Source organism: Microbacterium sp. Kw_RZR3 (assembly GCF_029222405.1).
GTDB lineage: Bacteria > Actinomycetota > Actinomycetes > Actinomycetales > Microbacteriaceae > Microbacterium.
On the sequence record NZ_JARHXC010000259.1, the window covers coordinates 1 to 10,855 of the forward strand.

The following is a 10,855-nucleotide window of genomic DNA, read 5'->3' on the forward strand; positions in this document are numbered from 1 at the left end:
GGGCCGGGAACGGCGCCGAGCTCGGATGCGCGACCGGAAACACGATCGTTGCGCTCTCGTAAGGTCGACGCCCCGTCGCCCTCAGGGAGGGCTGGCAGGATGGATGCCATGGTGACTCTGCTGCTCGATCAGGCGCAGCTCGAAGTCGTGCTGTCGCCGACCGAGCGCGCGCTCTCGTTCCGCAAGAACAACATCGTGGTGCCCCGCGAGCACATCGATCGCGTGCAGTTGACCGACGACGCGTGGACGTGGCTCCGCGGCGTGCCGAACCCGGGCATCAACCTTCCCGTCGCCGTGGGCGCGGGCACGTGGAAGTCGGCGGGCGGCAACGATTTCGTCATCATCCGGGGCCGCAAGCCCAGCGTCGTGGTCGACCTGACCGGTCACGACGAGTTCGAGCGGCTCGTGCTGACCACCAAGCACGGCGTGGCGTTGCTCAAGGCGCTGCGTCTCGACGTGGCATCCGAGCCCGAAGACGTGGCCGACATCGTCGCGTGAGTCGACCCGACGACCGCCGGCCTCCCATCGGGCCTCGTTGAGTGTCCGAAACACCCGGACGATTTTCTGAGACGTCCGGGTTTCTCGGAGACTCAACGAGGTGAACGGACCGCAGCGGGAAACGGGCTCAGGACGTGAACTGGACCACGGTGTCCCATGCGAGCTTCACGATGAGGATCGACAGCGTCACGAGGAACACGATCCGCACGAACCCGCTCCCGCGGCGGGTCGCCATGTGCGCGCCGATGAATCCGCCCGTGACGTTCATCGCGGCCATCGCGAGGCCGAGGACCAGCAGGATCTCGCCGTGCACGCCGTACACCGCGAGGGCGGCGAGATTGGTGGTGAGGTTGGCGATCTTGGCGTTGACGCTCGCCTGCAGGAAGCCGTATCCCAGCACGCCGACGATGAGGATCACGAAGAACGACCCGGTGCCGGGGCCCAGGATGCCGTCGTAGAAGCCGACCAGCAGTCCGATCGCCCCGGCACGCCACGCGACGGCCGCAGCGCGGTCGTGACGGGGCTCGTGCTCGAGACCCATTCTCGGCTTCAGCAGCGTGTAGAGCGCCACGGCGATGACGGCGACGAGGACGATCGGGGTGAGCACCTCTCGCGGGACGTATCGTGACAGCGCTGCGCCGAGCGTGGATCCGGCGTAGGCGCCCACGACGAGGGGGATCAGCAGGACGAGCTGCACCCTGATCTTGCGCAGGTACACCCAGCTCGCCGAGAGCGTGCCGAAGAACGACGACAGCTTGTTCGTGCCGAGGATGAACGGGGTCGCGACGTCTTTCGGCACGGCGATGACGAGGGCCGGCAGCTGGATCAGTCCGCCGCCACCGACCACCGCGTCGACCCATCCGGCCACGCCCGCGGCGATCAGCAGGACGACGAGGGCTGCCACCGAGACGGGGAGCCACTCGGCGATCACCGGTCCATCGAGCACGGTTGATTCTCGCCGACCCGGGAGGCCGCGCCAAATGCGCTGCGCGCCGGGTCAGTCGACGTCGCGACGCCAGGTCGTGAACAGGCCGATCACGAGGAACACGACCGCGTAGGCCAGGAGCACGAGGCCGCCGACCCACCAGTCGAGTGATCCGGAGCCGCCGGACGACATGGCGCCGAAGATCGTCTTGCCCACGAGGGCGTCGCTCGCGGCGCTCGGGAACCACTTCACGACCTCGCTGAAGCCCGACACCAGTCCGCCCAGGGTGCGCACGATCGGCTCGATGAAGAGCGTGACGGCGAGCACGATGACGATCGCGGCCACCTGATTGCGCACGACGGTGCCGACACCGATGCCGACCACCGCCCACAGCGCGAAGGCGAGCAGCATGCGGCCGACGAGCGTCCAGGTGTCGGAGGACCCGAGTTCGGCGTCGACGCCGAAGATGCTGAGCACGCCCGCGCCCGCGGCGATCGCGGCGGCGGATCCGAGGATGCCGTAAAGCAGCCCGACCACGATGCCGACGAAGAACTTGCCGCCGAGGACCACTCCGCGGCGCGGTGTGGCGAGGAAAGTCGGGGTGAGCGTCTTGTGCCGGAACTCGGTGGTGACCATGAGGGTGCCCACGAGCAGCGGGAAGACGTACCCGACCCCGCTCGCCGAGCTGTAGACGAGGCCGGCGAGGCCCTCGGTCTGCGGCGTGGGACCGTTGCCGGTCAGTCGGCCGGAAGCCACGCCGCCGAAGACGAGCGCGAGAACGCCCGCGGTGAAGGCGACGTAGACCACGAGCACGATCGCCAGCACCCACCACCCGGCCGTGGAGAACTGCTTGGTGTACTCGGAACGCGTGGCGGCGATGAGGCTCATCGGGACACCTCCGTGCTATCGGTCGCTGCGCTGTCGGTCGCTGCGCCTTCCGGGGCGGTGCCGCCGTCTTGTGCGGGGGTGGGCGGCACCACGTCGATGACACCCGTGGATGCCACCGAGTACGACGGCCGCGGATCTTCGGACCGTGACGCCTCGGACGGCGGCTCCACCTGGGCCCCGCGAGCGGGCGCCGGGATCGTCACCAGGTCGGTCGAGGGCGCCGGTTCCGCTGCGGCGACGTCGTCGACGGGCGCCGCCGCGGGGGCGACCGGGGCCGCCGCGGGCAGCGGCTCGGCCGCGGGCGCCGGGGTCACGGCATCCGGGACCGCCGTATCCGGCAGGCCGGGTTCGGGTGTCGGCGCCGCGACGGTCGTGCCTCCCGCGCTCGCGTGGACGCGCACGCCGCTGACGAGCTCGAGGAAGATGTCTTCCAGGCTCGCGCCCTTGCTCTGCAGGTGCGACAGGGCGATGCCGGCGCCGGCGGCGAGAGCGCCGATCTCGACGGGCTCGAGGTGGCGGATCGTGAAGCCGTTGCGCAGCAACTGGTACGGGATTCCTCGCTCGTCGAGCAGCGCCGACAGTGCCGCGCGGTCCGGGGCGTCGACGACCGTGGCGTACTCGTCGGGGTCGGCGAGGTCTTCGACACCGCCCTGGAAGACGAGGCGGCCGTGCGAGATGATCAGCAACGCGTCGACGGTCTGCTGCACCTCGGCCAGCAGGTGCGACGAGATGAGAACCGTGCGTCCCTCTTCGGCGAGGTGGCGGAGCAGGGAGCGCATCCACCGGATGCCCTCGGGGTCGAGGCCGTTCGTGGGCTCGTCGAGCACGAGCACGCCCGGGTCACCCAGGAGGGCCGTCGCCAGGCCGAGGCGCTGGCGCATGCCGAGCGAGAAGCCGCCCACGCGGCGTCCGGCGACGTCGGCGAGGCCGACCAGGCCCAGTACCTCGTCGATGCGCGACGTCGGGAGCGATGCGGCGCGCGCGTAGACCTTGAGGTGGTTCGCGGCGGAGCGACCGGGGTGGAAGCTCGACGCCTCGAGCGCCGCGCCCACCGTCTGCAGGGGCGAGGCGAGGTCGGTGTAGCGTTTGCCGCCGATCGTCGCGGTGCCGGAAGTGGGACGCACGAGTCCGAGCAGCATGCGCAGCGACGTGGTCTTTCCGGCGCCGTTGGGCCCCAGGAAGCCGGTGACGAGGCCGGGCTCGACGCGCGCGTCGAGGGAGTCCACGGCCGACACCGCACCGAACCGTTTGGTCAGGCCGGCGAGTTCGAGCACCTGTCCCTCGGGCATGCGGCCCCTTTCTGTCGGCGGGCGTTCCTGCCATCTTCCCCGATCCGGGGGCGAAAACGCATCTCCGCGCGGGCGGGAGGGTGGGCCGAAGGGCGGGCGAGCGGCTGTGTAACGTGGCAGCGTGAACGCTCAGCGATCCGACGACGATGCCGTCCTGGTGCACGCCCTCCGCGGTGTCGGGCATCTGACCCTCAACCGCCCCCGCGCGATCAACGCCCTCGGGCTCGACATGATCCGCGACCTCGCCGCCGCTCTCGATCGGTGGAAGAGCGACACCGACATCGAGCTCATCCTGCTCGACGGTGCGGGCGAGCGCGGATTCTGCGCGGGCGGCGACGTGCGCGCTCTGCACGGCCTGGTGGTGGACGGCCGCGTCGACGAGGTGCACACCTACTTCCGCGAGGAGTACGCGCTCGACCACCTCATCGCGACCTACCCGAAGCCCGTCGTCGCGATCGCCGACGGCGTGACCATGGGCGGCGGCATCGGTCTCGCGGGCCACGCCGCGATTCGCATCGTCACCGAGAACTCCCGTCTGGCGATGCCCGAGACGCGCATCGGCTTCACCCCCGACGTGGGCGGTTCGTGGCTGCTGTCCCGCGCGCCGGGACGACTGGGGGAGTACCTCGGGCTCACCGGAGCGACGATGGATGCCGCGGACGCCATCTACGCCGGGTTCGCCGACCACCTGGTGCCCACGGCCCATCTCCCGGCCCTCTACGACGCCTTCCAGGTGCGCGCGGATCCCGCGAGTCCGACCGAGCTCGTGCTGCTGTTCGACGAGACCGCGGGGCCCTCGCGGCTGGAGGCGGCGAGGCCGTGGATAGACGACGCCTTCGCGGCGGACGACGTGCACGGCATCCTGGAGCGGCTGCGCGCGCGTCCCGAGACCGAGGCCCACGAGACGGCTGAGCTCCTGGCCGACTCGGCGCCGACGGCCGTCGCGGTGACCCTGGCGGCCGTGCGACGGGCGCGCACCCTGCCCGACCTGCGCGCGGCGCTGGCGCAGGAGTACGGTCTGGTCATGTGGTTCGCCCAGACCCAGCCCGACCTGGTCGAGGGCATCCGTGCGCAGCTCATCGACAAGGACCGATCGCCGACGTGGTCGCCACGGCGGCACGAGGATCTCGCGCCAGAGGTCGTGGCATCCGCCCTCGCCTTCGAGCCCGCGCTCGCACTCTGGTGAGACGCCCGTGACCCGCCGGACACGGAGATGGTCGATCGGGCGTCTGCTCGACGGGTTCTTCTTCGTGTTCGCGGGTCTCGCCGCGATCTGGCTCGCGTACCTGAGCTTCACGCAGGCGTTCCAGGTCGGCTGGGCGGGGGTGGTGCTGGCGGTGGCGTTCTGGGCGCTGCTCGCTTATCTCGTGCTGCCGCGGCTTCATCGCATCCTGACGGCGATCTACGTGCCGGACTACTTCATGGGGCGCACGCGCACCTCGGACGGGCTGCTCGGCGACCCGGTCAACCTGGCCGTGCTCGGCGAGCGGGAACAGATCGAGCGGGCGATGGCCGAGGCCGGATGGATCGCCGCCGACCCCGTCGGATGGAGGTCGTCGTGGCGGATCATCGCGTCGACGCTGCGCCGACGCAGCTATCCGACGGCTCCGGTGAGCCCGCTGTTCCTCTTCGGACGCATGCAGGACCTCGCCTACCAGCAGGAGGTCGCCGGTTCGCCGGCGAAGCGGCATCACGTCCGCTTCTGGCAGTGCCCCGACGGGTGGCTGCTGCCGGGCGGACGTCGGGTCGACTGGCTCGCCGCCGGAACCTTCGACCGTGCGGTCGGCCTCTCGCTCTTCACTCTCCAGGTCACGCACCGCATCGACGCCGACACCGACATCGAACGCGACCACATCGTCGCCAGCCTCACGGCCGTGGCCGGGGTGGAGGTCGACGTGATCCGCGACTTCGCGACGGGGTACCACTCGCGAAACGGCGGCGGCGACAGCATCACGACCGACGGCGACCTGCCGATCCTCGACGTGCGGGCGGTGCGGATTCCGGATGCCGTGCCCCGAGGCTCGATCGACGCCGGGGCCGAGCGGTGAGCGGTCGTCGGCAGCCGCGCAAGCGGGCGGCGTTCGAGCCCCTCGCTGTGCCGGAGCCGCGGAATCCGCGGATGCGGCGACCTGCGGCGACGGTCGCCGGGGGAGTGCTCGTACTGCTGCGTGCGCTCTCGGGCGCCGTCTGGGGAGCGTCGGTGCTGTTCGGGCTGCCGCCCTGGCTGCGCGCGCTCTCGGGGTTCGCGAACGGCGACAACACGATCCCCCTCGAGGACACGATCGACGACTTCGGCTTCCCGGTCGAGGTGTTCATCGGGCTGCTCGCCGTCGTGTTCCTCGTGCAGCTGGTGTTCGGCATCCTGCTCCTCCGCGGGAGCAACGCGGCGCGGGTCATCGTGATGATCGTGTCGACGTTCTCGATCACCGCGGCCTTCGTGGGCTGGTGGGAGGTGGGTGCCGAGATCACGGTGGCGACCACTCTGGTGACGCTCGCGCTCGACATCCTCGTGCTGCTCGCCCTGTCGAGCCGGGATGCCGCGGCTTACGCGCGGCGGAACGAGAAGCGCGGCTGAGCGGCCCGGCGTCGCGCGGCGCCCGGGGCTGTGCACAGGTGCGGCGGGTTAGCCTGAGAGGCGCCGCGCACGCGCGCGGCGGAACGGATGACGCAGGTGTTCGACAGCCCGATGTCGGTCTCGGCCTACGAGGTGCTTCGCGTGACGGTCGACGTCGACGACGAAGCGCTCCGTCGCGCCTATCGCGCGCGCCTGCGCGAGACGCACCCCGACACCGGCGGCGACGCCGCGCTGTTCGTGCAGGTTCAGCGCGCGTGGGAGCTCATCGGAACGCCCGAGGCTCGCGCGGCCTACGACCGTGGCCGCGGATCGGCCCCGGGCGAGTGGAGCGGTGGGGCAGCGGCATCCGCGCCCTCCCGACCCGCTGACACGCGCCCGCGCGCGCGATCGCACGGACAACCGGGTGGCTGGCGGCGCGAGCGGTATCTGACCTTGATCCGCGAGTGGGTGGGGCGCGGGGTCGACATCGCGGATCCCTACGACCCGGCCCTCGTGCGCTCTGCGCCGCCGGAGATCCGGCACATCCTCGCCGACGCGCTCGCCGAGGAGGAGACGGCGCGGCTCGTGTCCGAGCTCGGCATGGGCTACACCGTGTGGCACGACGTGTTCGCCGATCGCGACGGGCGTGATCCCGAGCAGAAGATCGACCACGTCGTGCTCGGCCCGAGCGGGCTGTACGCGATGCTGAGCGAGGACTTCGGCGGACCCGTGGGCGTTCGGCGCGGTGAGATCTCGGGCGCGAATGTGATCGGATCGCCCGTGACGCAGCTCGTGTCGCGCGCTCGTGTGGTCGCGCGGTCGGCCGGGGTGCGCTTCAGCGGGGCGATCGTGGTGCTGCCCGACGATGCTGTTCTCGACGCGATCACCGACCTCGGCAAGGTGCGGGGCACGCCGGTTGCGCTCGTGACGCGAAGCGCGTTGACGACCCTGCTGCGGCGTGGGATCCCGGGCGCGCGCGAGGTCGGTGGCACGGAGCTGTTCGACATCCGCACACGCCTGCAGCAGCGGGTCCGTCACGTCTGACGGCCTCGCGCGCCGTCGGGGGCATGCCTAGGGTGGGGACATGAGTACCGACGAGACCCCCTCCGACGACATGAAGCGCAAGTTCCGTGAAGCGCTGGAGAAGAAGAACGGTCAGCAGCGCGCGGGTCAGGCCCACCTCGACGGCAACTCCGCGGTCCACGGGACGCACGCCGCCGTGACCAAGCGGGAGTTCCGCCGCAAGAGCGGCTGACGCGCGTCAGCGGTCACGACCGCTGCCGGAGCGGCGCATCGAAGAACGCGAGTTCGAGCGCCATCGAGCGGTCGTAGGCCGCGGCCATCGCGGCCCGGACGTCGGGGGTGGCCGCTGAGGCGGCGGCATCCGTGATCCGGGCGGCGGTGGCCGACGAGGCCTCGAACCGCTCGTCGCCGTAGGCGGTGAGCCAGTCGGCGTAGGGGTGGTCGGCGTCGAAGGTGCCGCGCCAGCGGACGCCGATGTCGGTGTAGAGCACGAAGCACGGCAGGATCGCGGCGACCAGGACCGCGTACGAGCCCGAGGCCGACGCGGCGTGCAGGTGCTCGGTGTAGTCGAGGGTGGATGCCGCGGGCTCGAGGCCGCTCGGATCGACGTGCGACTGGTGCAGCGCCGCCTCCTCTTCGAGGCACGACACGGACGCTGCGGCCCAGAAGCGCTGCTCGTCGACGGTGGGGGCGAGCGCGGCGGCGCGGGCGAGCACGCGCGCGTACTCGCGGAGGTACAGCAGGTCTTGACCGAGGTACCAAGTGAAGGCCCCTCGATCGAGGTTTCCGGATGCCAGTCCCCGGACGAACGCGCACGCGTCGACGTCGGCGCGGGTCGAGGCGGTGGCATCCCAGCGCTCGGCGCTCCACGAGCGGCCCAGGTCGATGTGCGGGCGGAGCTCGTGCAAGCGGTCGATCGGGCCGTTGCCCTGGCCGACGTGCAGTTCGTCGGCGTGTTCGAGGGCGCCGGTGAGCCAGCGCTTGGCGCGCACCAGGGCGTCGGGCCACGAGAGGTCATGGGCGGCGAGGGTCGCCATGGCCGACGACAGCGAGCAGCCGGTGCCGTGGGTGTGGCGGGTGGCGACGCGCGGGCCGGTCACCGGGTAGACGCCGACCGTGTCGACGATGGCATCCGGGCTCTGTTCGCCGTCGAGGTGGCCGCCTTTCAGGAGGACGGTGGTGTCGGCGCGCGCGGCCAGCGTCCGGGCCTGGACGACGGCGGCGTCCCAGGTGCGGGCGACCGGTTCGTCGACGAGGACGGCGAGCTCGGGCAGGTTGGGCGTGACGAGGTCGGCGCGTCGGCAGAGGTCGCGGACCGCCGCTTCGGCGTCGCCGTCGAGGAGGCGGTCGCCGCTGGTCGCGACCATGACGGGGTCGAGGACGACGAGCGGCGGACGCACGGCGGACAGCCACGCGTCGACGGTCGCCACGACGTCGGCGGAGCCGAGCATCCCGATCTTCACCGCGTCGATGACGACGTCGTCGCTGACCGCTCGCAACTGCGCGTCGAGGAATGCCGGGGGAGGCACGTGCACCTCGCGCACGCCGAGTGTGTTCTGGGCGACGAGCGCGGTGACGGCCGCCATGCCGTAACCGCCGAACGCGGCGATCGCGGTGAGGTCGGCCTGGATGCCGGCACCCCCGGTCGGGTCGGTGCCGGCGATGCTGAGGACGCGGGGGATCATGCGGCGGCCCCCCGGAGCGCGCGCACGACCGCGCCGGGATCGTCGGCCGCACACACGGCGGAGACGACGGCGACACCCGCTGCTCCCGCACGGCGCAGGGGGCCGACGTCGTCGACGTCGATGCCGCCGATCGCGACGCACGGCAGGACGGTGGATGCCGCGAGCTCGGCGAATCCGTCGACGCCGAGCGGTCGCGGGTGGTCGGGTTTCGTCGCGGTGGCGCGGATGACGCCCACCCCGAGGTAGTCGATCGTGCCGTCGGGGAACGCGGCGGCCGCGGCGAGGTGGGCCGGGGTGTTCGCGGTCCAGCCGACGAGCGCGTCCGGGCCGAGCAGGGTACGCGCGACGTCGACGGGGAGGTCGCTCTGCCCGAGGTGGATGCCGTCGACGCGGGCACCGTTCGCTCGCGCGGCCAACACAATGTCGAGGCGGTCATCGACGACGAAGGCGCATCGGCCCGCGATGACATCGGCGAGGTCGAGGGCGCGGGGGTAGAGTTCGCCGCCGGTCGCGACCTTGTCGCGCAGCTGGACGACGGTCACGCCCGCGTCGACAGACTCGTCGACGATGTCGCGCAGCCGCGAGAACGCCACGCGGTGGTCGGTCACGAGGTGCAGGGAGAGGTCGGTCATCGCGCGAGCTCCACCCGGTCGCGGAGATCTGCGGGCTCGATGGCGGCCAGCTCGTCGAGGAAGGCGACGGCGAACGATCCCGGTCCTCGGGCTCCGGATGCCGCCCGCTCCGACGCCACGGCCCAGACGGCGCTCGCCGCGACCGCAGCGTCGAACGGCTCCGCGACCGCAGCGAAGGCGGCCATCGCGGCGCCGAGCGCGCAGCCTCCGCCGGTGACCTTGGTCAGCAGGACGCTGCCGCCGGGGACGCGCGCCGTGCGGGTGGCATCCACGATCAGGTCCGTGTCGCCCGACACGGCGACCGTGCCGCCGGTGCGGGCGGCGAGGGCGCGAGCGGCGTCGAGCGCGTCGTCGGCGGCGTCGGTCGTGTCGACCCCGCGCCCGCCGGAGCCGGCGCCGGCCAGAGCGAGGATCTCGGAGGCGTTGCCGCGGATGATTGCGGGGCGCGCGTCGAGCAGCTCGTGCGCGAGCGCCGTGCGGACGGGAAGGGCTCCCACCGCGACGGGGTCGAGCACCCAGGGGGTGCCGGTGGCGACGGCTTCGCGAGCGGCGTCGCGCTGCTCGGCGGTGGGGGTGCCGAGGTTGACGAGAACGCCGCCGGCGATGCCGGCGAACATGCCCGCCTCTCCGGGGATGTCGCACATGGCGGGCGCCGCGCCGAGGGCGAGGAGTGCGTTGGCGGTGAAGTTCGTCACCACCGCGTTGGTGATGCACTGCGTGAGCGGTGATGTCTCGCGGAGGCGCGCGAGCGCGTGCGAGGGGGCCTGCGCGAGCGCTTCGGCGGGAGCGGGGGCATCCGCGGGGGTAGACGGAGACGACGACGTGCGAACGACCATTCGCGACATCCCTTCGCTAGTACGAACTAGATCAGGTTCGACGGGTGTGTTCTCAGCCCTAGCGGGCACCCCGTGTCACTGCGGGCGACGCTAGCACAGAGCTCGCGGCGCTCGGTGCGGGTGGGAGGGTGCTGACGGGTGGATGCCAGAGGCGTGGCGTAGGCGGGCGGGACGGTGCGGGCGTGCGGTTCGGACGACCCCGCTGCGCGCGGATCGGCACGGATGCGCGACGTGGTTCAGGGGAGGGGGAGACGGGCGGGCAGTCGGGCCGGGCGGGTCGGGCGACGCCCGTGCGCGCGGATCGGCGCGAAGCGCGATGTGGTTCAGGGCGGAGAGGTGGATGGACGTGCGGAAGGGCGGAGGGGCGCATGGGCGCGGGGCGCGCGCGAAGGCGCAGAGGCGCGCGGGGCGCGGCGCGGAAACGGACGCACGCCGACGACCGCCTTGGGAAGCCGGTCAGAACGGGGCGTGGTCATGGTCGGGTGGGGTTGGGTCGTCGGGGAGGAACCTCACCGCGGGTGAGTA

General features: G+C 72.0%; 12 protein-coding genes and 1 riboswitch. Of the genes, 6 read left to right on the forward strand and 6 right to left on the reverse strand.

The genetic code is table 11. From position 1 onward, the window contains the following. The first annotated feature begins 108 nt into the window (after positions 1–108). Complete coding sequence (locus P2P98_RS14535) at positions 109–498, forward strand: hypothetical protein (protein WP_275800823.1); 390 nt, start codon at positions 109–111, stop codon at positions 496–498. Positions 499–625: 127 nt separating this feature from the next. On the opposite strand, the gene P2P98_RS14540 is transcribed toward P2P98_RS14535, so the two are convergent. The 3 genes from P2P98_RS14540 to P2P98_RS14550 are packed head-to-tail and all read right to left on the reverse strand — an operon-like array spanning position 626 to position 3,600. After that, positions 626–1,444 (reverse strand): TSUP family transporter, encoded by an 819-nt coding sequence (locus P2P98_RS14540; protein ID WP_058596521.1) that lies wholly within the window; start codon positions 1,442–1,444, stop codon positions 626–628. 51 nt (positions 1,445–1,495) lie between these two features. Further along, positions 1,496–2,311 (reverse strand): ABC transporter permease, encoded by an 816-nt coding sequence (locus tag P2P98_RS14545; RefSeq protein WP_275800825.1) that lies wholly within the window; start codon positions 2,309–2,311, stop codon positions 1,496–1,498. Then, on the reverse strand, positions 2,308–3,600 hold the full coding sequence (locus P2P98_RS14550) for an ATP-binding cassette domain-containing protein (protein ID WP_275800826.1): 1,293 nt from the start codon (positions 3,598–3,600) through the stop codon (positions 2,308–2,310). The genes P2P98_RS14545 and P2P98_RS14550 overlap by 4 nt, the downstream gene beginning before the upstream one ends. Before the next feature lie 121 nt (positions 3,601–3,721). Here P2P98_RS14550 and P2P98_RS14555 point away from each other — a divergent pair, with 121 nt between their 5' ends. The 5 genes from P2P98_RS14555 (at position 3,722) to P2P98_RS14575 (ending at position 7,409) form a co-directional block, all read left to right on the forward strand. Continuing rightward, complete coding sequence (locus P2P98_RS14555) at positions 3,722–4,786, forward strand: enoyl-CoA hydratase/isomerase family protein (RefSeq protein ID WP_275800827.1); 1,065 nt, start codon at positions 3,722–3,724, stop codon at positions 4,784–4,786. A 7-nt stretch (positions 4,787–4,793) separates the two neighbouring features. Continuing rightward, the gene (locus P2P98_RS14560; RefSeq protein WP_275800828.1) at positions 4,794–5,648 is read left to right on the forward strand and encodes an LssY C-terminal domain-containing protein; all 855 of its coding nucleotides are present in this window, start codon (positions 4,794–4,796) and stop codon (positions 5,646–5,648) included. A gap of 71 nt (positions 5,649–5,719) precedes the next feature. Next, complete coding sequence (locus P2P98_RS14565) at positions 5,720–6,175, forward strand: hypothetical protein (RefSeq protein ID WP_275800829.1); 456 nt, start codon at positions 5,720–5,722, stop codon at positions 6,173–6,175. Between the two features lie 96 nt (positions 6,176–6,271). Further along, on the forward strand, positions 6,272–7,198 hold the full coding sequence (locus P2P98_RS14570; RefSeq protein ID WP_275800834.1) for a DnaJ domain-containing protein: 927 nt from the start codon (positions 6,272–6,274) through the stop codon (positions 7,196–7,198). A 40-nt stretch (positions 7,199–7,238) separates the two neighbouring features. Continuing rightward, positions 7,239–7,409, forward strand: coding sequence for a DUF5302 domain-containing protein (locus tag P2P98_RS14575; protein WP_193753669.1), 171 nt, complete (start codon positions 7,239–7,241; stop codon positions 7,407–7,409). Positions 7,410–7,422: 13 nt separating this feature from the next. Here P2P98_RS14575 and thiD read toward each other — a convergent pair whose 3' ends face one another. The 3 genes from thiD to thiM all read right to left on the reverse strand — a co-directional run bounded on the left by thiD (position 7,423) and on the right by thiM (position 10,330). Beyond that, complete coding sequence (gene thiD / locus P2P98_RS14580; protein WP_275800831.1) at positions 7,423–8,862, reverse strand: bifunctional hydroxymethylpyrimidine kinase/phosphomethylpyrimidine kinase; 1,440 nt, start codon at positions 8,860–8,862, stop codon at positions 7,423–7,425. After that, positions 8,859–9,494, reverse strand: coding sequence for a thiamine phosphate synthase (thiE, locus tag P2P98_RS14585; RefSeq protein WP_275800832.1), 636 nt, complete (start codon positions 9,492–9,494; stop codon positions 8,859–8,861). The genes thiD and thiE overlap by 4 nt, the downstream gene beginning before the upstream one ends. After that, the gene (thiM, locus tag P2P98_RS14590; RefSeq protein WP_275800833.1) at positions 9,491–10,330 is read right to left on the reverse strand and encodes a hydroxyethylthiazole kinase; all 840 of its coding nucleotides are present in this window, start codon (positions 10,328–10,330) and stop codon (positions 9,491–9,493) included. Before thiM ends, thiE begins: the two co-directional genes overlap by 4 nt. Then, positions 10,322–10,413: riboswitch (TPP riboswitch) on the reverse strand. (Overlaps the previous gene by 9 nt.) Positions 10,414–10,855 lie beyond the last annotated feature (442 nt).